Source organism: Streptomyces qinglanensis (assembly GCF_900111245.1).
Taxonomy (GTDB): Bacteria; Actinomycetota; Actinomycetes; order Streptomycetales; family Streptomycetaceae; genus Streptomyces; species Streptomyces qinglanensis.
Genome location: NZ_FOGO01000002.1, coordinates 1 through 20,359, shown reverse-complemented (window position 1 = coordinate 20,359; position 20,359 = coordinate 1). Strand labels below are relative to the sequence as shown.

Sequence of the window (20,359 nt, the reverse complement as noted above, 5' to 3'; positions counted from 1 at the left end):
AGGAGGCCACCGGTGGGTCAGCAGGGAGGCGTGACTATCTGTCGGCGCAGGCCTGCAGGTGGCTGCTGAGCAGCCGCACGTCGCTCGCCGTGTTCTGGAGGCTGTTCCAACGGCGTTCCTGGCCGTCTGCAAACGTCCAGGTGCCCGACGTCCAGGCGACGTTGCCTTCCAGGCCGCGCAGCGAGACGCGGACCCTGTCCCAATTGACCTTGTCATAGGGGACGTCCGCGGTGAGCCGGTCCATAACGAAACCCATGGCCTGGATGCCCACGCCGTGGGTCAGCCTCGACTCCTTGGGAGGTCTGTCCCACGCGTCCTCGAACATGCTCGCCACGGGCTTCCAGAAGGACAGCAGGTGCGCCAGCATCGCCTCTTCGTCTCCGGTACCGTTTTCGGCGTTGCGGTACTGGTACAGGGCGCCTTCGTAGATGCTGTGCTCCAGCATCTTCAGAACGCTGTTGTCCTTGATGCTGCCGCCGGGCGACGTGGGGCTGCTGATCCTTCCGCTGAAAGGGCCATCCCCCATGTTCAGCAGGACCATGATTTTCGCCGCGAGCTGGCGGCGCGCGTACGAGCGCGGCAGCTGGCCGGTGGTCTCGGGCAGCAGTTCGTACACGAGGCCCTTGGGCAGCGGCTTGGTCGAGTTGACCAGGATGAACTGCGACCGCTGCTCTTCCTGGGAGGCAATGAATCCCACCGCCGCGACGGGAAACTCCGCCAGGGCGGCGTCCCGAATCGCCGCGCTGCGCTGCTGACCGTCCACGAGCCAGGCCGGCTTTTCGTGCTCGGCGAGCGACTCGTCGACGGGGATGACCAACTCGCCCGGGACGGCGTAGTCGATGCCATTGGTTGGCCGCCCCGCAACGAACTCCACCCGGTCGTCGAACGCAAGGACCAGGGCGTTGGGCAGCATCGCCCCGTCGGACTCGAGGTAGCGGCGGATTGCCCGGATGTGGCTGAGGGCCTCGGGTCGCTGATACCCCTGCAGTTGCTTCTCATCATCGCGGCGGATGCGTGAGACGGCGGTGAAGTCGTGCAGTTTCTTGCCGTCGACCGCGAAGCAGTAGATCTGCTTGTCGCCTTGATTCACTTGCAGAGCGGGGAGTCGCAACGCGTATCGGTCGGCCACATCATCTCCTAGGTGGGCAGTTCGTATATATCGGGCGGCTCAGGTGTTCACGTGAAGTTGAGTTGGCTCATCTTCGCCTGGAGGACGGTCATGTTGTGGAATCCGCGGCGCTTGTTCCGTTCGGTACCGCGGAAGATGACGATCTCGACACCCAGGTCCTTGCAGAGAAGGCAGGAGCAGTGATTCCAAGGACGGTCGGCCAGGGTTTTCTTGTATTTATCGTGGTACTTGGCCCATTTTTTCTCGTCAACGAGAGTCAAGTAGGTCTCCAACGCTGCCATGGCCTCGGTCAGTTCCAGTTGATCGTTGCCGTACGCACGCAAGGCGTGGAGGCATTCGCGCTCCGCCTTGATGGCGGCTGACTGAGAGACCACCCCCGCCAGGATCTGCCTCTTGAGTGTGGGATTCCCGTCGACCTGGGGGACCCGGACGGCCGTGTAGGTCTCCTCGGCGGTATGGAAGTTGTTGCGCTCGTCCATGAATGCCTGCCGGAAGGCAGACGTGCTGTCGAAGCTAGCCACGCCGCGCTTGGAGAATTCTTCCATGCTGCCGATGCGCGTGATGCCCAGCAGGTGCAGTTTGGTGTTGCCCTTGTCGCGGATCTCTTCGATCTTGTCAAGGCAGGCCATGATCTCGTGGGTCTTGAGGGGAACCATGCCGCCAAGGGCGATGCGCTTGTATCCCATGTCCTGGAGTTGGGCCACGCTGTCTGCATAGCTGGCCGGGCTCCATCCCTGGGCGGCACCGAAGGGGATGACCTTGCTCTTGCGGTCCTCGATGCCGGCAAGGAATTCCTCGGCGAGCCTGAGCGAGATGCGTCGACGCTCGGCCCACGCCGGATCGACCTCGGCGTCGGTGGCCTCCGGTTGGTATCCGAAGATCACGTGGTCAATGCTGACGCCCTCGTCGAACTGGCATTCTTCATAAAAATCGAGAACTTCTTCAACTGAGTACGGAGGGATCTTCTCGTCGACATAGTTGAATGCGCCGCAGTCTCCGAGGCTGTCCATTCCTTCGGGGAGTCGGAAGAAGTCGCGGACGCCGAGGCGGTAGAGCCGCTGCCGCTGGGGAGCAGTGTACTTTCCGGCACCCTTAACAGAGCCGTCAACGATGGCCTTGCTGACCAGTATGCCCTTGTAGGGGGCGGGAGTGACTACCTGGTGCGCATAGCGGTCATCGCGCTGCCGGACACGAAAGTCGGGGTATTCATCGTTAAGGAAGTCGTAACTCGGGCTGACTTGGTCCTGACTGTCCGGAAAATAGAACTTCACGACGCGCTGGTCCTTGACTGGAAGTAGATACGAATCAGAAGGTTCGAAAGGGTGCTGATATGCCGTGGTGTGTTCTGGAGTTCGTCCCACGGGGTGTTGAGTTCCGGCCAGCGCCCCTTGGTCCAGTGGCAGTGGGGAGCGATGAGCGCCAACTCGGCCTTGGCCTGCTCGTGGGCCTCGGGCGAACCCGGTTCGGCGACAGCGAGGACCCGGTCCATGACTCGGTCCATGAGTCGCCCCATCGAGCGGATACCGACGCCGTGCATGAGGCGACTCTTGGTCGGTGATACGCCCCAGGCGTCGGGGAAGGTGTCCCGTACAGCGCTCCAGTAGGTGATGAGGATGCTGCGGATCGTGGCGGTTTCGACCGTCCCGTTCGAGAGATTCTTGTACGGGAAAAGAGCGCCCGACGGCTTCAGGGATTCCTCGATAGCGGAGATCAGGCTGTTGTCCTTCACCACGGCGCTGGATCGCTTGTCCGTGATGGTCGACGCCTGCTTGATCAGTCCCTTGAAGGGGGAGTCGGCGTCCTGGTTCAGCGCATTTACCAGGACGGAGGGAAGCTTCTTCGCGGACAGCTTTGTCGGGAGTTTGGTGTGCACCTCGGGGAGGAGTTCCGTCACCAGGTTGCCGGGCAGCGGTGACACCGTGTTGACGCGCAGGAACTGATCCCGCTGCACCTCGATGTCCTCGGCGACAAAGCCAGCCACCATGACGGGCAACTTGGATCTGCGGGTGCGCGCAAGCGCCAGGCTGCGCTGCTGCCCGTCCACGATGAAGGCAGGCCGGGGAGCGCCGGGCGACTCGGGCAGGTGAATTTCCAGCGTCCCGATCGTGGAAAGACCGTCCGTGCTGTTCGGCCCGCGGCTGCCCCTGAACCGCACTGAGGCCGGCAGGGCAAGGATGAGCCCATTGGGGAACAACACGTCCTCGCTGTCGAGGTACTCCAGGATCTGCTTCACGTGCTGCTTCTTCTCGGGCCTCTGGTACCCGAACAGTTTGCCCGCTTCGTCCCGGGAGATCCGCGCGACATCGGCCACCCGGTCAATCTCCCCCGCTTCGAGCGCGAACACGTAGAGCGGGATGCCCGGATTCTGCTCGATCCGCAGCGCCCTGCGTCTGATGACGTCTTCTGTCACCGCTCCCCCGTGGTCCTCTTGTACAGACTGGCAAACCTGCTCTGCTCGCAGGCTCGCCCGCTGTCACGCAGGGCCCGCAGCAGCCGGGTGCGGGAAATGTCCGGCACCTTCGCCGTCTCCCGCCCGATAAAGGCGATCACGTCATCATCCGACATGGGCTCCCGGTTGTACTGCACCGGCTTCGTGGTGGCGGTCGACCACGCGTTCCACGCCTTCTGCGCCTCCGGCGAGGTGAGCGCGTGATCCCGGGAGTGCTCGAGCCACGACGCGGCCATGCGCGCGTTCAGGCTCGTCAACGTGCCGCCCAGCGCATGGCTCAGGCCGGCGTCGGACCGGACCCGGTGCACTCCGGGGACCTCGCGCACGCCCCCGATGAGCAGCGCCTCACTGCCTTGCTTCCCCAGGGCAAGCAGTTCCTCTTCCATGGCGCTCGCGTAGACCTCGGAGAGCACCATGAGGACCGGCCCTCGCTGGCCGAGTTCCTGCAACGTGACTTGTCCGGTCCCCTCCTGAAGGTGACCCCACCACTGGGCGTTCTCCGCCGTCGACGTGGCGACGGCATCGGCGTGCCGCGTGCTGAACGTTGCGGCATAGACGGGTGCCCTCTGCGCTTCGGGCTCGACCGGCTGCAGGCCCAGCCCGGCCGAGGCCACCCACAGTTGCGCCTGGTACCCGGCGTCCGAGGCCGCCGCCACCAGACGGCGCGACCGAGCCCAGTGATCACCACGGTAGAGCTCCCTGAGGGAGGGCAGAGAGTGCCCTCCGCGCGCGGTCGCGCTCCGCAGGCGCTCCTGCCAGTTGCCGGAGCGCTGCTTCACGCTGCCCTCCGGCAGGTTTCTGGCGCACAGGGCCGCGTCCGGCCTCTCGACCTTGCGGTCAGTGCACGTAACCACCAGCGATAGTTGCCCCACGCGGTTCGACTCCCGACGCTCATAACTCGTACTTGCTGGCGGTTACTCTACCTGTCAGTTTCCACGCTAGGCTTCAGGCATACACACCGGCCTAACTAGGGAGTAAGGCATGGCACGTCCTGCGATCGTTCTGCTGAGCGGCGGTCTGGACTCGACCACGGTCTTGGCCATCGCGAAGGACCAGGGCTACACGCCGTACGCCCTCAGCTTCCGCTACGGCCAGCGCCACAGCGTGGAACTCGAGGCCGCGAAGCGCGTGGTCGAGGCCCAGGGCGCGGCCCGGCACGTCATTGCTGACATTGACCTGCGAGTTTTCGGCGGCTCCGCGTTGACCTCGGACATCGAGGTGCCCAAGCATGACTCTCTGGACCGCACCGAGGGGGGCGGCGTGCCGATCACTTATGTGCCTGCACGCAACACCATCTTCTTGTCGTTCGCGCTGGCATACGCCGAAACTGTCAACGCGAGTGACATCTTCACTGGTGTCACTGCCGTCGACTACAGCGGCTACCCGGACTGTCGTCCGGAGTACATCGACGCGTACGCAAAGATGGCCAACCTGGCGACCCGTGCCGGCGTCGAGGGCACCCAGCAGCTCAAGATCCACTCGCCGCTCATGGAGATGTCGAAGGCCGACATCGTACGTGAGGGCCTGCGCCTGGGTGTGGACTACTCCATCACCTCCAGCTGCTACGACCCCGACGAGCAGGGACGAGCCTGCGGCCGCTGCGAGACCTGCCTGCTTCGCCTGAAGGGTTTCGCCGAGGCTGGTTCCACCGACCCCGTGCGGTACCAGGACGCCTGAGAATGACGTATCTGATCAAAGAGATCTTCTACACCCTCCAAGGCGAGGGCAGCCATGCAGGCCGTCCGGCGGTCTTCTGCCGCTTCTCACGCTGCAACCTGTGGACGGGCCTGGAGAAGGACCGCCACCGCGCCATCTGCCAGTTCTGCGACACCGACTTCGTGGGTACCGACGGCGAAGGCGGCGGCCGGTTCGCCACGCCCGAGGACCTCGCCCAAGCCGTGGACAACGCCTGGCCTTCGGAGTCCGCTGAGCACCGCTTCGTCGTGTGCACTGGCGGCGAGCCGCTCCTGCAGCTCGACGAGGCGGCCGTCGAGGCCCTGCATGACAGGGGCTTCGAGGTCGCGGTCGAGACCAACGGCACGCGCGTGCCGCCAGCGGGCATCGACTGGCTGTGTGTGAGCCCCAAGATTGGCTCCGAACTTGTGGTCACCAAGGGCGACGAGTTGAAGCTGGTCTACCCTCAACTGGGCGGAGTTCCTGCCCAGTTTGAAAATCTGGACTTCAGGTTCTTCCGCCTTCAAGCAATGGATGGCCCCGATTTGGAGGCCAACACCCGTGCTGTAGTGGAATACTGCATGAAAAACCCGCGCTGGATTCTCTCTCTCCAGACGCACAAGTATCTGGGAATTCAGTAAATGGAAATCTTTCGCGAGTTCAATTTCGAGGCGGCGCACCGGCTGCCCAACGTCCCCGAGGGCCACAAATGCTCCCGGCTGCACGGCCACTCCTACAAGGTGATCGTGCACGTCGAGGCGCCGGTTGACCATGAGGCGGGCTGGGTCATGGACTTCGGTGACCTCAAGCGAACGTTCAAGCCGATCGAGTCGCAACTCGACCACTATTACCTGAACGACATCGAGGGCCTGGAGAACCCGACCAGCGAGGTCCTGGCCCGCTGGATCTGGGAACGCCTCCAGCCCAACCTGTCGGGGCTCTCGGCTCTGACGGTCCGCGAGACGTGCACGTCGGGCTGCACGTACCGGGGCGAGTGAGCATGCACGACATCCAAAACGAAACCGATTCCCGGGGTATTGAACTCGACCGGGTCGGTATCGACGGTGTCCGATACCCCGTGTCCTTCGAGGACGGCCACTTCCGCCAGGAGGGCATCGCGGACTTCGGGGTGACGGTGCGCCTCCAGAACGACCGGCGCGGCACGCATATGAGCCGCATGGTCGCCCTCGTGCACGAGCACTTGCAGAGGTTCGACCCGCGGCGGTTGCCCACTGTCCTCAAGGCCGGTGCGGGGCTGCTGGATGCGCCCGCCATCACCGTGGCGATGGCCATGCCCGTCAGTACGACCGTGGTCGCCCCGGCAAGTGGCCGTGAGTCAAAGCAGGTGCACGACATCCGTATCGAAGGGCAATGGGACAACGGCAACGTGACGGTCCAGACGGCCGTGACCGCGGAGGTGACCAGCCTCTGCCCGTGTTCCAAGGCCATCTCCGACTACGGCGCACACAATCAACGCAGCAAGGTCACGCTCACCGTGACCGGCCAGGGCGACACCCCCTACCCCCTGTCGGTTCATGGCGCCGTGCGGTTGCTGTCGTCCTCTGCCTCGGCGCCAGTGGTGCCCTTGGTCAAACGCGCCGACGAGCGTGTCTTGACCATGCAGGCGTACGACAGTCCGGTCCTCGTCGAGGACATGGCCCGCGAGGTCAGCGCCTCCTGCCGGGCTCGGGGCCTTCGGCACGCGGTGAGTATCCGCAATCTGGAGAGCATCCATAGCCACGATGCCATCGCCTTCATCTCTGGTTAGCCACCCAGTCCATGGCATCCAGCGCGCGGGCTCTCTCTGGCCATGACCCCGTACATCGCACGGGCCGGGCCAGCTTTCATGCGCTTTTCCGAGGGCGTTAAGAGACGGCGGTAGCAGATGAGAGTGTAGGCGAGACTGGCGAAGGCGAGGAAGTGCTCGGCCTTGCGTTCGTAGCGACGGTGGAGCCGACGGCAGCCGCCGAGCCAGGCCATGGTTCGTTCGATGGTCCAGCGGTGTCGACCGAGTCGCTACGGTTTCTCGACGCCCTTGCGGGCGATGCGGTGCTGGATGCCTCTCTGTGACAGCCGTTGCCGCAGGTGCCGGTAGTCGTAGCCCTTGTCGGTGTGGAGCTTGCCGGGCCTTCGTCCGACGAGGGCCGCGGCGGGATCGGATCGGAGGTATGCCCTTCACCAGCGGGACCAGGGCCTGGCTGTCGTGGACGTTGGCACCCGAGATGCCGACGGACAGGGGTAGACCCGTCCGGTCGGTGATCAGATGGTTCTTCGAACCGTACTTGCCCCGGTCAACAGGATTCGGATCTGTCAGTCCCCCCTTCAGGGCTCGCATGTTGACCGAGTCGATCGCGCACCGCGACCAGTCCAACTCGCCGCGGGAGCCGAGTTCGTCCAGGACCAGGCGATGGAGTTTGGCCCACACACGGGCTTTCGTCCACTCGGTGAACCGGCGATGCGCCGTCTCACCGGACGGGCCGAACGAGACCGTCGGCAACTGCTGCCACTTGCAGCCCGAGGTCGCTACGAAGATGGTCGCGGCCAGGACCTCACGGTCACCGTGGCGACGCCGGCCGCCGCCCTGCGGCCGTGACGGCGCCTCGGGCACCACGGCGAGCAGCTTGCCGGCCTCCCGGCCCAGGTGCCCCAGCACGTCACCGGGCGGCTGATGAGCGCATGCCGCGACGTACTCGCCGAGGGTCCTGGTCTTCGAAGACGCGATTGACGAGGGCCTGATCACCTCCAATCCGGCTGCCAGGCGCCGCGGGCGCGGCACACGCGCTGGCCGGAACCGCGGCCCGGCGGGCCCGGGCGTACTCGTCGAGATCGTCGATCACGAACAGGTGACTCGACCACTCGCCGGGCCACACCGCGTAGAGCCGAGACTCTCCCGTCACGGCTCGCTCGTAGGCCGCTCGGTCCGCGCCGTGTGTGACGTCGCCATCCTTGTGAACTTCGATGTAGCAGGTCGTCCGCGAGGTATAGGGGAAGTCCACCCCCACTGCACCAGCACTTCTCGGGTCCACTGCTTCTCCCTGAGGCGAAGGTTGGGCTTCAGTGAACGGCAGTTTCAGTAAGAGCATGGTGAAGATGGAGTGATTTGATGTCTTTATGTGCTCTCCATATGACATGTGAAAGGGGCTGCAGTGTCCGCGTCGGCCCCCATGGGAGTCGTCAAACAGCAGTGGTGGGGTCGCCCGTTCTGGCTCAATGGGCACATGGATCTTGGGGAGAGCTGGGCCTATCGGGCGGCACCGAAAGACTTGGGATCGGACGTGCGCCGGGTGGAGATCGTCCGCATGAGTGGATCAGGGCGCTCCGAGCGGGCGCACGTCCGCTTCGTCGACGGGGACGAGGCCGGCCTGCAGGAGCGGGTGGGGCCCGATGTCTTCTGGCGCGATGGGAGGACGTGAACGCGTTTCTGGCCGACGACCGAGCGGAGTTGGCCCTGGCCGACGCGTCGCGGGAGGTACGGTGCAGCAGTGAGTTCGAGGCGGCCCGCATGGTCTTGGGGTTCGTCCGTCCGAAGAGCAGGCTGACTCTGCGCCGCACCGTGGCCGACGCGGGAGTACTAGAGTTCGGCCCGCTTGAGAGCGCGGCACAGATCCTTGGTATGGATCCCGGAGAGCTGAGTGCCGATCCCATGCTGTTCCAGGACCGCAACGACCGGTGCCTGGCGGGCTGGTCTCTCACCGAACGCATCGCCCGCCGGGTCGCACAGCGCCGCGCGGACGAGACCCTTCCGAAGGTGGACCGCAAGCAACGGGCTATCGAAGATGAGCGCTCGCAGTACTCCTGGAGCTCATGGCGGCGTGACGACCGCAAGCTCGACGCTGATGCGGCGATGCTCCGCACCGTTCGTGAGTGGTGTGGCGAGGAGAAGGCCGAGCGCTACGAAGAGATGGTGGCTCTGCGGGAGGAAGTGACGCGTCTGGGGAAGCTCGTCGAGCGCGCGCTGGAGGAACTACGTCGTCTCGGACACGGCGTCATCGCCTCAACCATTGAGTGCGACCTTGGCGTCCGTATCTTCAGCCTTGATCCCGAGGTACGTCTGTGAATCCTTGCCATGGCGATGGCTCCGGTTTGGACGGAGCGGCCTCGGCGTTCGGCTTCTCCTTCTCGGGACGTTCCGGATGCCAGCCGTCGAGGAACGGCCGCAGTTCGTCGTCCGTTGGCTCCATTTGAAAGGGGTGTGCGCTCAGCCCCTGGCCGCTCACGGTGGGGTCGAGTCGGTCGGCTTCCGCCTGCCCCCACTCTGCCCACTGACGCAGGCGATCGCTTTCGTCCGCATCCGTGGTGCGGTCGGCTGCGTCCGTGGGCAGAGTAGAAGGTGCGCATCTCGCCGGCTGTCCGCCACTGCTCGCAGGCCGTCCCGAAGCGCTCGGCCTGCGCGGCTTGCACGGCGTTCACCTTCGCCTTGCCGACCGCCGTCTCCCAATCCTGCTGAGTGCGTTTCCGCTCCTCAGCCTCTCGGCGTCTGCGTTCCTCCTCCTTCCGCTCTCGCTCCTCCCGCAGTCGTCGCTGCTCCGCTTCCCGCTCTTTTCGAGCGCGTTCCTCCTCCTCGGCGCGAGACTTCAGCGTCCGCGAGACCGAACTGATCTGACTCTCCGCCGGCTTCTTTGACGTATCTCCCCAGTCCTTCTTCCGGCTGTAGTTGCTGGATGAGCTGATGTGCAGTTCCAGGTCGTCCGACGGCTCGAGGCGATGCTGCGGAGTGACGCGCTGCCAGTCGTACGTTCTCTCCCCGGCGGCTTCGGCACGTACAGCACACGCTTCTGCCGTTCTTTGAAGGACACCTCGTAGGTGCGGCCGTGCACGGTGAGCAGGGGGCGCGGCTGCTTGCGCTTCTTGGAGACCGACAGGCCGCACAGACGGTTCTCCGCCTCCTCGGCCAGGAGACGGAGTAGGGACTGCACTCGGGGCAGCACGTCGTCCGTGATCTCGAAGGCGCTGTGATCCGCGGCGACGGCCGCGAGTACGTCGTCGATGTCGGAGATCACGCGACTGCGTTGGAGGCGGATCCGGTTCCACTCCGCGTCGTCCTCGCCCGTGATCCGCAGCAGGCCGAGGAAGAAGTCGCCCTTGGCTCTCCCGCTGTACTTCAGGTGGTAGCCGGGCGGAGCGCACTGGCGGGCCGTGTCGAAGGCACGACGGTAGCGCGCCCGGTCCGCGGCTTCCGGGTTCGGGATGCGCAGGAAGCGGCCCGCTTTCTGGACCTTCTCGATCAGGGCGGGTCCGGGGATCTCCAGGTTGGGGCGGGCGATGGGCGGGAGGCCGGCGTGGCCGCCTTGGCCGGGACGTCGCTCGGCGTGGACGACTGAGCAGCCGGCGCAGTACCGCGCTCGGCGTCTGCTTTGTCGGCGGTGAGCGTCTTCCTCCGAGGCGCTGGCGCGGGCTTGTCCGGATGATGTCCGTGCTCCAGATAGAAGCGGCCGGCATAGGTGATCTCGGCCCGCCATCTCCCCTCAGCCTTCGGCATGGTGATCAGGCCCCGCTCCCTCAACGCACTTGCGGTCAGGGCGAGGTCTGGCGAATCGGAGGCGACGGGCTCTGTTCCGTCCGCGATGCGACGGAGCAGCGTGAGCTGACGCTCGTTGAGCGATGACTATCGGTGCATGCACATGGTCGTACCGTGGGTGCCCACTCGGGGACGGCTGTTCGGGGAAACTCCTCCGAACCGAAGGACTCTGTGCTCGGGAGTCGCGCGTCGCTGGGCTCCCGGGGAGTCGGCTGGGAGCCACATCCAGAGCCCGGCTCCCAAACCGCTCCCAAAGGTGCCCCGGAAACGAGTCAGGGGCCTGACCCTCGATGAGGATCAGGCCCCTGAGCTGGTGTTTCTTCAGTCGGGGTGGCGGGATTTGAACCCACGACCTCTTCGTCCCGAACTACGGGCGGGGTGGTCGGTGGGGTCGGCTGGGGCCTGTGGCGGGGCGTCTGCGGCTGGTGCGGGCTGCCTGCGGTTGTGGGGGTTGCTGTACTTCGCTGCTGTACCGCAACGGCCCCTGTGGTGACCTCAGCCGGAGAAAGCCCGCCACGACGGCGGGGGCGCCGAACGATCAGGCGCGCGTGTGCCCGGTGCGCCGGCCACCAGGCTCAGCCGAGTTGCATGTAAGAACAGGTCTCGCACGGCGGGATGCCCGGCGTCACACCGGCACCCGCATTAGGAGAGGCTGGGGGCCCTGTGGGCTGAGCTACGGCCTCGTCGGCCAAGGAAGCGAACTGCCACTCGACCTCGGGGTACCGGTATTGCCCCCTGCATCTGGCAGGCATGTGGCACGAACCTCAGCCGACGGTCAGCCACGGTGACGGACCAGGCGCGCGTACGCCCTCCCTGCACCTCCACCGGCTTCAGCCACGTAGTCAGCAGTTGCTGCCGGTGAGTCCTTCCGCGGCGAGCGGAGCACACGGCTCCGGAGGGGGCGTGCGGGCGTGACATACGTGCTGGTCACCGCCTCGCGGTGTCGGGTGATGGGCAGCCTAGTCCACCAGTGGTCCACGTCGCTCTACCGGAGCTCTCTTTTCATGACGGCACGCCAGATCCGCCGTACGCAAAAGGGCCGTCGACCTCGCGAGTTTGACAGGCCGTCACTGCGCTGAGAAGCTGACACCTCTTCAAGAGAAGGGTCTTCGAGGGGGAGACGTGGCTGACGATCTCGCAGAGGACTTCGCGCACGAGTGCGCCATCCGGGACAGTTACGCGCGCCGACTCGTGGATTTCCGTCCTCAGGAGCGCCTGGTCCGGACGGAGTTGATGTTTCCAGAGGTTGGCCTTCGTGCCGACATGAAGACCGTTGATACGAACAACGTCCTGCGGGTCTGGGAGTTCAAGATCCAGGCTGACTACAACGGCTTGGGCCAAGTCCTTACCTATCTGGCCATGGAGCGTAAATGTTCGCCCGGTCGTCAAGTCCGTGCAGTCCTTGCTGCTTTCGAATTCGCCGATTCGATCATTGAAGCTAATGAGATCCTTAATCTCGGTATCGAAATGATCACACTGCCGTCCATGTTGCGCCGAGCCGGAACTGTTCCGTCGCAAGTAGTGGATGCCGACAATATTCCCTTTATTCCGCCTGCGGTTGAACCAGCGGAATCGTGAAACGATCGGGCAGTAGAAAACGAGAAGGGTGTTACTCATGAGTTTCCCGATGATCCCGTCCGCAACGCTCATCCCTGACAGTGAGGTCGCCGAAGACGAAAAATTCTTCAACCTCAAAGTTGTTCGCTTCCAGAGTGACAAAACTGCGCAGGAAGCGTTCCTCAATAGCAAGTACGAGTTTCAGCACGAGATCGGAAAACGTCATGCAATCCCGGGGGTAATCCTCGCTCTCAAGGGAGCTTCGCCTAGCTACCGAATCACTGCCACGTTGCATCCAACGCTTCGGCAATTTATCGAAATTGTCAGGTATAACCCGGCGAATCCGCCTGGTGACGACTACGACGAAATCGGCATGAGTGAGGCTCATCAGCAAACACAGTCGGACTTCAAGGGGGCGAAGAAGGATAACCTCGCACACTTCAGGAATTACAACATCGAAGCCATCAGGGGGGAGCGCGTCGCTTACCTTCCGACTGTTAGTGGATGGCAATCGAGCTCTGTCTTCGGGCAAACGATCTTCGTTGCATATGACGAGAGTAACCCAATGGCCCTCTACGGTACGCTATATCTGCCAAAATCTCCCGTAATGCAGTCCGACGGGCAAACGCAGACAGCGGCGCTTTTTCAGGCTGCGGGCACAGGATTGGCAATCAAGGCAGGGGCGCTCGATACCTTCGGTACCACCCTTGAGATTGAACTTAACGTCGACGTCCTCAGGGCTGGTCAGAGCTTCGCCGATCGAAACGGGCGTGGATCGAAGAAGAACAAGAACCTTGTATCGCGCCTCGATAACTCGTCCGCGCTCGCCATTATAAGGGAGAAGGCGGTAAAGGGAACTATCTTTGACGGCCGCCTTGCGGATGGTCGAACTGGTGGAACCTCGGAGACAGCCACAAAGTTCATTGTCGACCTCTCGACCATGGACCAGATGCTTCTCAACGTAATTTGCAAGGGAAGTAAAAAGCCGGAGCAGATCAAACACCATCACGTCGACCGGTTTGCGCCGTACTGCCGAGACTTCCTCACGATGCTAGGCGACACCTTCGGTACTCAATGGGCTGACCCCACTCCCAAGCACCAGGAGCCGTACCGTCGCCTGTACATTCACGGATGGGCTTTTGCGCAGAAAGCTATCGCGCTGGCCTATCACGAAGCCATGCGTCATGAGCTAGAACCGCTGGGTGCTGGCCTGGGGCTTTCGAGTGATCATTCCACTCCAACAGAATTGATCGAGGTGGACCGTAAGTTGGTTGAGGTCGCGAAGGCCGATCCGCCCACGTCGGCGCTGTCTCTCGACGAACTCAAGTCGCGACTCTCGTCAATCGACTGGGTTAGGTACCGTCAGCATTGGATTGACGTGACCGGACACAAGCTGGATAAGGAAGGAAAGAAGAAGACGAGGGAGATCAAGGACGGAACCGAGGGAGGGAAGAAGACGATCGTCGAAGGGCAAGCTCAGAACACGGCCGCAACGATCGGCTTCGTTCTGAACAAGGTCCTCTCCGATACCTGGACGGAGCTCACCTCGGACGTCAACGCAAAGTAGGGTCGGTCGCGTCTGAACTGGTGCCCCTTGACTTAAGTCAAGGGGCACTCTGGTCTACTCCGCGTCTAAGAGTTACCGATGCTGAGGAAGGTGCGCGGGGATGGGGATTTCGGGAGCCAATACGGATGTAACGATAGTTTCTGCTGCTTGATACGAATCGGTGTTTCCCGGCCTCGGTAGGTAAGGAAACCCTCAACGCCATTTCTCGTCGAACCACTTGCTCCGCTCTTCCTCAATCTTGGAGAGTACGTCCCGCCAAGGTTCGGCAGGCAGAGCGCGAGAGAGCATCGCATCCAATGATTTTTGGTCGACAAGCTCAATGACGAACCCTTTCTCGGAGGCGTTCCTGACTGCTTTGCGCGCTGGCAATGTGAAGTGATCCGCAGTAGAGACTACGGCCCCCAAAGTTTTTCCTTCAAGTATCATGGTGCCAAGAAGGTTGCGGATCGTCTCAACCGACTCACCCTTAGTAGGATTTTCTCTTCTCTTAACTTGCACGAGCCAGGAGTGCTCCTCGTCCTCGATGAGGAGCACGTCAACACCTCCATCTGCCGGGCGTCCAACGTGACGAACTTCTGTATGGTTTCCAAACTCTTTGAAGACTCGAGCAGTAAGTTTTTCGAGGTATACCGGTGAGACGCTGTGGTACAGATTCGGGTGTCGTCGGAAGAACTGTGAAATCTCCTGAAGGGTTCCCTCGGGAGCCCGCTCGTCGAAGGTGCGAGTTTTCGATGACAATACAGTAAGGGCGTGTTGATACCACCCATCATTTCTTATGATTATGCATTCCGATCGAGCCTCGTGTAGCCGCCAGTGCCTGCAATTCTGGCAATAATCTAGGCGGTGTCGAGCCGTGAGGTTGGGCACGTCATCAGGGTTATAGGGATCCTCGTGCAGTTCCTCGAAGGAATGCATTCCTGCATTACAGAAAGGGCAGTTGGTGTAGACAGTGGGGAGTTCTGCCAGTGTTCCATATGCCTCAACTGTCGTGAGGGATGAGAACTCCTCAAGGTCGCGCTTGGGCTTGGTAATGCCATTGAGTAGAATTTCGTTGTCAATTTGTTGTTGGTCGTCCCCCAAATCCTCCGAAGCGGCGGCCACTGCTTCGTCGTAGCATGGGACAATATCGAGGGAGGCGAATTCATCGTCGCCCCAAAGAGTCATTTGCATTTCCGTTCGCCCCCGAACTGCTTGTGAGCTAGTCACCTATCGCCTGTTGCTTTTATACACCGCAGTCACCGTGTCAGGGGTGCCGTTGAACGGAATCCCTTCTTGCATGCTCGACCTGTACCATCACCTTCCCCAACTCCCATCCCGTCTGCCGTCGACCCACACACCGTGGAGCGGGCGTGGTTCCTGGCGTCCAGGTGGAGCGCGCCACCGTACGAACGACCTGGATGCCAGGGGCCGCGTCTGCTCGGCTCTGCCTCGGTCGACGGCAGACGGGATGGGAGCTCCCGGCGCACGTCACACTCGGCCGGTACCCGCGAACAGCGCCCCGTCCATCTCGGAGCCTGAGCGCCCCCGCCGGAGGCACTGTTTTGACAGTGGGTCGCGCGATGCTCGCCGCTCATAGCCCAGCCCTACCCATTCGTGGGCGCGCGTCGGCGCAGCGCGTGCGGAGCGGGCCGGAGGCAGGAGCGGCGCCCGCAGCGGAGCCGAGGCGCGCCCGGCGGAGCGGAGCGCAGCCGGGTGCTTGAAGTCGTAGAGAAAGTTGTTACGCGCGACTGGTTCGTGGCCTGGGTGCGAACTCATAGGCGCAGGTCGGGAGTTGCCTGCCCTGGCGGTGGAGTAGGGGCAGGTAGGAGACCGGTCGCGCGGTCCAAGCGATGCGGGTGCTGTGCTGGGTGAGCGTGAGGCTGAAGGAACGCCCGTGGTGCAGTGCTTGGGCTGAGTGTGTCTGTCCGTCTGTCACCCAGTAGCGGGCTTGGCGGTAGGGCTCGTCGTCCAGGGCGGGTGCGATGGTGAGCAGACTGGTGCGTACCCAGTGGATGGCTTGCCGCGGGGTGGTGGCGTCGAAGGAGCCGAGCAGGGCGGGGGCGGTTCCGGTTGCCGGGCTCTGGGTCCAGCATTCGCACCAGTAGCCGTGCCGGGTGAGGGTTGCGGGGCTCATTGTGCGCTCCTGGTGGCGCGGGCGGACAGGGCGTACCGGGTGGTGTCGTCGAAGACGGTGAAGGTGTAGGTCTCGCCCCTCGTCAGGAGTGAGAGTGCGTGCTCGTGCTCGGCTTGGTCGCCGAGCCAGTGGAGTACGGGCTTGGCTGCGGGGGTGTCGAGCTGGTCTGCGATGTGGCCCGCCCGGTGGAGCAGCCAGCGCAGGGCCAGCCGTGGAGTGGGTGCCGAGCATGTCCCGAGCGCGAAGGACCGGCCCGTTGCCGGCGCGTAGGCGGCTGCTTCGCAGTGGTAGGCGCGCTTCGGTGTCGCGCTGCCGGAGCGATGCCGGCGGAAGCTTGCTGGCTGAGGGGGCGCTGTGCAGCTCTGGTGTTTGAGTGCCTGGTGCGGAAATGGGTGCGTCGAAACGATCAAGCTTCGGAGGTTGCGTGACATCGGCCCTCCCTGGGGTGACCTGCACGTTTGCACGGCAAAGCTGGGGTACGGCTGACGCGAAGGAGTCACGGCCGTACAATTAGTATCAGCACCGTACCCCGTGTGCGGATAGCGCAGATGCGGGATCGTACTTTTCGTGCGGGTTATCGCCGCATACGGTTCACGCTGAGGTGTGGTGCCGAGACGAGTGATCAGCGAAGGGAGAACGCATGTTCGGGCTGATGGTGCGCTTCACGTGCAAGGACGAGGACGCCGCGGCACAATTCGATGCCCTGGTCTCGCGCACTGGGGAATTGATCAAGGAGAACGAGCCGGGCACGCTGATCTACGCGGTTCACCGCGTAGACGGCCGGCCACTGGAACGGATCTTCTACGAGCTCTACCGCGACCGGGGCGCTTTCGAGGCTCACGAGTCGCAGGGCTACGTCCAGACGTTCCTCGCTCAGCGGGACCTGTACGTGGCCGATGTCCAGGTGGACCGTTTGGACCTCATGTCCGGCAAGGGCGTCGACGTTGAGCACTGAGTACGCGAAGGCGCTCGGCCGGAAGATCGCCTTCAATCGCAAACGTCGCGGCCTGTCGCAGAAGGAGTTCGCCCGGCTCCTGGAGCGTTCAGAAGCGTGGGTCTCCCAGGTGGAACGCGGAGTGCGCCGGATCGACCGCATGACGGTACTGGAGAAGGTCGCCGACGCCCTCGATCTTCCGGTGGGGGAACTGGCCGCCGAGGCTCCGATCGTCGCCTCGGTTGCAGACGGCGAGCCCCCAGGTGCCAACCGGCTTCGCCTGGTGCTGAGCGCCGCGCACTCCCTGACCGCCATCCTCGGCCGGCACGAACCCCCGGATGTCGCCGCGCTGAGCGCCCAGGTCGACCGGGCATGGTCCCTTGCGCATGGCGGGAACTACGCGGACTTGGCGGAACTCCTGGAAGAGCTGGTCCCCTCTCTGGAGGGGGCCGTGCGGTCCGGCCCCGAAGAGCAGCGTCCGCAGCTCTTCCGGCTGATGGCCGCCATGTACCACACGTGCAGCGGCGCCCTGGCCAACATGGGCGAAGCGGAAGCGGCATGGATCGCGGTTGACCGCGCCGTGGTCGCTGCCGAGCGCGCTGATGATCCGCTCCTGATGGCGGCCGGGGAGTTCCGGTTGTCCATCGTCTTCCTCGGGGCCCGGCACTTCGAACAGGCGGCGCAAGCCTCCGGGACCGCCGCCGACGCACTCCGCCCTCTCGCGGACTCCGGGGAGGCCGCGGCGGTGGCCCTTCGTGGCGCTCTGACGCTTCAGCGAGCTGTCGCCGCCGCACGCCTGAATAACGCTGACGCCGCGTACGACTTCCTGAGCGAAGCCCGGTCCATGGCGCAGCAGGTCGGAGAGGGGCGCAACGACTACAACACCGAGTTCGGGCCGACGAACGTCGGCCTGCATGAGGTCTCGGTGGCGGTGGACCTGGGCGACGCCGGCGTCGCGTTGCGAGCCGCACGGGACATTGACGCCTCCGCGCTCTCCTCGGAGCGTCAGACGCGCTTCAACCTCGACATCGCCAGAGCGCAAGCCCAGCGGCGACAGGTCGGACCCGCGGTCGAAGCGCTGCTCAAGGCGCGCGAACTGTCACCGGAGATGGTGCGCGCCATGCCCCTGGTCAAGCAGCTCGTTTCGGACCTGCTGACCATGAGCCAGCCACCATCCGACCAGCTCAGAGGGTTGGCCAACGAGCTGGGCGTACAAGAAGTGTGGACTAGTACGTGAAGTACTAGAAAGTACTTGGAGTACGGGTTACTGTGGTGAGCGTCAACATGCCCCTCTGCAACCAGCAGGGCAGGGGATGTTGGCATGCGAAAGCGCACCGACGCGGGAAGGCAGACCCGCACCGATGCGCTTCAGAGGCCACAGAAGAGATGTGGCCTGAGCGGGAGGCAGCCCACTCAGGCCGGGTGCGTCGTTGGCATCAACGCTTCTCGAAGCGTATCGCGCCCAGTCGGTAAGCGGTCAACCTCCCGTTGCGTGACTAGTTGTTGTCCTATGCCCCGAAATGGGGCAATCGCAAAGGGAGTACTGCGTCGTGCGAACGATCCGTATTGACACGTCCACCGCGACAGTCCTGCTGACCGAGATCCCCGAGCCGAAGGTGCGGGACCGCCAGACGGGCGAGATCGCCAAGGACGCCACCAGCGGTGAGTCGCTGATGAAGGTCGGCGTCGTCTACATCGATGAGGGCGAGTCCTCGCTGATCCACGTGACCGTTCCGGAGAGTGGCATTTCCGAGGGGCTGGCGCTGGGGGCGCCGGTTTCTTTGCCGGGTCTGGTGGCTCGGCCGTGGGAGTCGGTGTTCAACGGGCAGCAGCGGCACGGCATCGCCTACCGGGCTGCTGCTGTCGCGCCGGGTGCCGTTCCGGCGGGTGTGGGGGCCTGACCGTGTCCGAGCTGATGACGCTGATGGAGGTAGGCGGCCCCGCGGCCGGTCTGGGTGCCGGTGCCGCCTACCTCCGGGCCCGGCACCCTGCCGCCTACTGGTCGGCCGTGGGCATGCCTGCCTCGGCTGCACGCCTGGTGGGTTCGTACGGGTCGGTCATGGACTCGTGCGGGCTGACCGTGCCGCCCTCCCGCCTTCGGGTGCTGGCTGTGCGGGCTGCGACTCGTCGTGAGGTGCGGCCGGTGCCGCCTCGTCGGGGGATGCTGCGGCCGACCTCGACCGGCCTGCGCATCCGGTTGCGGCTGGCGCCGGGGCAGGAGCCTGCCGACGTGGCTGCCTCGGCTGAGCGGCTGCGGCATGCCTGGGGTGTGCATGGCGTCTACGTGGAGCCGGTCAAGCCCGGTGTGGTCGAACTGCGTCTGGTCGGCTTCGACGTCCTGCAACGAGTACGGATGCCACGCAAGGCAGGCGGCGGGTTCCTGCGGGTGCCGGTGGCACTGCGTGAGGACGCAACCGCCTTCGTCCGCGACTACCGCGCCATCCCGCACGAACTGGTCCTCGGCGCCACGCTGTCGGGCAAGTCCATGTACCTGCGACACCTGATCACCGGGCTCGCTGAACAGCGGGTCGCGCTGGCCGGCATCGACTGCAAGCGGGGCGTGGAACTGGCGCCCTTCGCTCCTCGGCTGTCCGCGTTGGCGACTGATTCGGGGCAGGCCGCCGAGCTGCTGCCCGTACTCGTCCGGGAGATGGAGGACCGCTACGACCTCATCCGCGCCCGCCAGGGCATCGCCCCGTCCACGCCGGATGAGGAGATCACCTCGGAAGTGTGGGGCCTGCCTGAGAGCGAGCGGCCGGTGCCGATCGTGCTGTTCGTGGATGAGGTGGCCGAACTGTTCCTCGTCGCTTCGCGGAAGGACGAGGAGCGGCGGGATGAGATGGTCACCCGGTTGATCCGGCTGGCCCAGCTCGGTAGGGCTGCGGGGATCTATCTGGAGGTGTGCGGGCAGCGGTTCGGTGCCGAGCTGGGCAAAGGCGCCACCATGCTCCGCGCCCAACTCTCCGGCCGCGTCTGCCACCGCGTCAACGACGAACCCTCCGCAAAGATGGCGCTCGGGGACAACGCCCCCGAAGCGGTCGGCGCGGCCTGCACCATCGCGCCCGAACGCCCCGGTCTCGCGGTCGTGGGTGACACGTCCGGCGGCTGGTCGCGCATCCGCACCCCGTACCTGTCCCTGGCCGACGCTGCTGTCGCGTGTGAGCGGACCGCGCACCTGGTGCCCGACCTGCCCGCGCTCAAGCCGTTCCAGCCTGCCTCGCTGACCAAGCCCCGGCCCGCCACCGCCTGACCCGATCCCCAATCCGGCCGGCGCGACCGCCCTCGCGCCACCTCCCTACCCCTCCCATGCCGAAAACAGGAAGGAGGTGCCCCGATGCGCGCCCACCTCGCCCGGGTCGATGCCGTGCTCGTGCAGGCGGTCATCGCTGCTGCGCTGTCCTTCGCCCACCTGCACGAC

General features: G+C 64.3%; 20 protein-coding genes and 1 pseudogene. 13 read left to right on the top strand and 8 right to left on the bottom strand.

Going from position 1 to position 20,359, the window contains the following annotated elements; genetic code table 11:
• Nucleotides 1-34: 34 nt before the first annotated feature.
• From dbpB (BMX65_RS04385) to BMX65_RS04370, 4 genes are read right to left on the bottom strand one after another with little or no spacing between them, the layout of a single operon-like run.
• Complete coding sequence (dbpB, locus tag BMX65_RS04385; protein ID WP_074998833.1) at nucleotides 35-1,129, bottom strand: DGQHR domain-containing protein DpdB; 1,095 nt, start codon at nucleotides 1,127-1,129, stop codon at nucleotides 35-37.
• 47 nt (nucleotides 1,130-1,176) lie between these two features.
• A complete protein-coding gene (gene dpdA, locus BMX65_RS04380) occupies nucleotides 1,177-2,400 on the bottom strand; it encodes a tRNA-guanine transglycosylase DpdA (protein ID WP_074998832.1) in 1,224 nt (407 codons plus the stop codon).
• Entirely contained in the window at nucleotides 2,397-3,539 is a 1,143-nt protein-coding gene (dbpB, locus tag BMX65_RS04375) for a DGQHR domain-containing protein DpdB (protein WP_074998831.1), read from the bottom strand. The genes dpdA and dbpB (BMX65_RS04375) overlap by 4 nt, the downstream gene beginning before the upstream one ends.
• Nucleotides 3,536-4,357 (bottom strand): hypothetical protein, encoded by an 822-nt coding sequence (locus tag BMX65_RS04370; RefSeq protein WP_239502152.1) that lies wholly within the window; start codon nucleotides 4,355-4,357, stop codon nucleotides 3,536-3,538. Before BMX65_RS04370 ends, dbpB (BMX65_RS04375) begins: the two co-directional genes overlap by 4 nt.
• Before the next feature lie 202 nt (nucleotides 4,358-4,559).
• On the opposite strand from BMX65_RS04370, the gene queC reads away from it, so the two are divergent.
• From queC to BMX65_RS04350, 4 genes are read left to right on the top strand one after another with little or no spacing between them, the layout of a single operon-like run.
• The gene (gene queC / locus BMX65_RS04365) at nucleotides 4,560-5,255 is read left to right on the top strand and encodes a 7-cyano-7-deazaguanine synthase QueC (protein WP_074998829.1); all 696 of its coding nucleotides are present in this window, start codon (nucleotides 4,560-4,562) and stop codon (nucleotides 5,253-5,255) included.
• Between the two features lie 2 nt (nucleotides 5,256-5,257).
• A complete protein-coding gene (gene queE / locus BMX65_RS04360; RefSeq protein ID WP_074998828.1) occupies nucleotides 5,258-5,893 on the top strand; it encodes a 7-carboxy-7-deazaguanine synthase in 636 nt (211 codons plus the stop codon).
• Nucleotides 5,894-6,250, top strand: coding sequence for a 6-carboxytetrahydropterin synthase QueD (gene queD / locus BMX65_RS04355; RefSeq protein WP_074998827.1), 357 nt, complete (start codon nucleotides 5,894-5,896; stop codon nucleotides 6,248-6,250). It begins immediately after the preceding gene.
• Nucleotides 6,251-6,252: 2 nt separating this feature from the next.
• On the top strand, nucleotides 6,253-7,020 hold the full coding sequence (locus BMX65_RS04350; protein WP_074998826.1) for a GTP cyclohydrolase I FolE2: 768 nt from the start codon (nucleotides 6,253-6,255) through the stop codon (nucleotides 7,018-7,020).
• Between the two features lie 101 nt (nucleotides 7,021-7,121).
• Here BMX65_RS04350 and BMX65_RS31865 read toward each other — a convergent pair.
• Nucleotides 7,122-7,905: pseudogene (locus tag BMX65_RS31865) on the bottom strand (IS5 family transposase); the annotation flags it as partial.
• 756 nt (nucleotides 7,906-8,661) lie between these two features.
• On the opposite strand from BMX65_RS31865, the gene BMX65_RS04330 reads away from it, so the two are divergent.
• From BMX65_RS04330 to BMX65_RS04315, 4 genes are all read left to right on the top strand, one after another.
• Nucleotides 8,662-9,309 carry a PE-PGRS family protein gene (locus tag BMX65_RS04330; protein ID WP_338068952.1) on the top strand — a complete coding sequence of 216 codons (648 nt, stop codon included), beginning with the start codon at nucleotides 8,662-8,664 and terminating at the stop codon, nucleotides 9,307-9,309.
• 895 nt (nucleotides 9,310-10,204) lie between these two features.
• The gene (locus tag BMX65_RS32700; protein WP_162637676.1) at nucleotides 10,205-10,573 is read left to right on the top strand and encodes a hypothetical protein; all 369 of its coding nucleotides are present in this window, start codon (nucleotides 10,205-10,207) and stop codon (nucleotides 10,571-10,573) included.
• Nucleotides 10,574-11,892: 1,319 nt separating this feature from the next.
• Nucleotides 11,893-12,348, top strand: coding sequence for a hypothetical protein (locus tag BMX65_RS04320; RefSeq protein WP_074998825.1), 456 nt, complete (start codon nucleotides 11,893-11,895; stop codon nucleotides 12,346-12,348).
• Nucleotides 12,349-12,385: 37 nt separating this feature from the next.
• Entirely contained in the window at nucleotides 12,386-13,894 is a 1,509-nt protein-coding gene (locus BMX65_RS04315; protein ID WP_074999237.1) for a hypothetical protein, read from the top strand.
• A 192-nt stretch (nucleotides 13,895-14,086) separates the two neighbouring features.
• On the opposite strand, the gene BMX65_RS31190 is transcribed toward BMX65_RS04315, so the two are convergent.
• The 3 genes from BMX65_RS31190 to BMX65_RS04300 form a co-directional block, all read right to left on the bottom strand.
• Complete coding sequence (locus BMX65_RS31190; RefSeq protein ID WP_162637677.1) at nucleotides 14,087-15,058, bottom strand: restriction endonuclease; 972 nt, start codon at nucleotides 15,056-15,058, stop codon at nucleotides 14,087-14,089.
• Between the two features lie 553 nt (nucleotides 15,059-15,611).
• Complete coding sequence (locus BMX65_RS04305) at nucleotides 15,612-16,007, bottom strand: hypothetical protein (RefSeq protein WP_074998823.1); 396 nt, start codon at nucleotides 16,005-16,007, stop codon at nucleotides 15,612-15,614.
• Nucleotides 16,004-16,417 carry a hypothetical protein gene (locus BMX65_RS04300; RefSeq protein WP_143081805.1) on the bottom strand — a complete coding sequence of 138 codons (414 nt, stop codon included), beginning with the start codon at nucleotides 16,415-16,417 and terminating at the stop codon, nucleotides 16,004-16,006. The genes BMX65_RS04305 and BMX65_RS04300 overlap by 4 nt, the downstream gene beginning before the upstream one ends.
• A 230-nt stretch (nucleotides 16,418-16,647) precedes the next feature.
• On the opposite strand from BMX65_RS04300, the gene BMX65_RS04295 reads away from it, so the two are divergent.
• From BMX65_RS04295 to BMX65_RS33275, 5 genes are all read left to right on the top strand, one after another.
• Nucleotides 16,648-16,962, top strand: coding sequence for a putative quinol monooxygenase (locus BMX65_RS04295; RefSeq protein ID WP_074998822.1), 315 nt, complete (start codon nucleotides 16,648-16,650; stop codon nucleotides 16,960-16,962).
• Nucleotides 16,952-18,178 (top strand): helix-turn-helix domain-containing protein, encoded by a 1,227-nt coding sequence (locus BMX65_RS04290; RefSeq protein WP_074998821.1) that lies wholly within the window; start codon nucleotides 16,952-16,954, stop codon nucleotides 18,176-18,178. Before BMX65_RS04295 ends, BMX65_RS04290 begins: the two co-directional genes overlap by 11 nt.
• A gap of 313 nt (nucleotides 18,179-18,491) precedes the next feature.
• A complete protein-coding gene (locus BMX65_RS04285; RefSeq protein WP_027760583.1) occupies nucleotides 18,492-18,842 on the top strand; it encodes an SCO3933 family regulatory protein in 351 nt (116 codons plus the stop codon).
• 2 nt (nucleotides 18,843-18,844) lie between these two features.
• Nucleotides 18,845-20,191, top strand: coding sequence for an FtsK/SpoIIIE domain-containing protein (locus BMX65_RS04280; RefSeq protein WP_074998820.1), 1,347 nt, complete (start codon nucleotides 18,845-18,847; stop codon nucleotides 20,189-20,191).
• An 84-nt stretch (nucleotides 20,192-20,275) separates the two neighbouring features.
• A partial coding sequence (locus BMX65_RS33275) for a DUF2637 domain-containing protein (protein ID WP_244905663.1) occupies nucleotides 20,276-20,359 on the top strand: 84 nt, incomplete at its 3' end.

Bases quoted from the DNA above. Each gene is read 5' to 3' on its own strand.
- queC (WP_074998829.1), top strand. From the start codon at position 4,560: ATGGCACGTCCTGCGATCGTTCTGCTGAGCGGCGGTCTGGACTCGACC.
- queE (WP_074998828.1), top strand. From the start codon at position 5,258: ATGACGTATCTGATCAAAGAGATCTTCTACACCCTCCAAGGCGAGGGC.
- queD (WP_074998827.1), top strand. From the start codon at position 5,894: ATGGAAATCTTTCGCGAGTTCAATTTCGAGGCGGCGCACCGGCTGCCC.
- BMX65_RS04350 (WP_074998826.1), top strand. From the start codon at position 6,253: ATGCACGACATCCAAAACGAAACCGATTCCCGGGGTATTGAACTCGAC.
- BMX65_RS04315 (WP_074999237.1), top strand. From the start codon at position 12,386: ATGAGTTTCCCGATGATCCCGTCCGCAACGCTCATCCCTGACAGTGAG.
- BMX65_RS31190 (WP_162637677.1), bottom strand. From the start codon at position 15,058: ATGACTCTTTGGGGCGACGATGAATTCGCCTCCCTCGATATTGTCCCA.
- BMX65_RS04305 (WP_074998823.1), bottom strand. From the start codon at position 16,007: ATGAGCCCCGCAACCCTCACCCGGCACGGCTACTGGTGCGAATGCTGG.
- BMX65_RS04295 (WP_074998822.1), top strand. From the start codon at position 16,648: ATGTTCGGGCTGATGGTGCGCTTCACGTGCAAGGACGAGGACGCCGCG.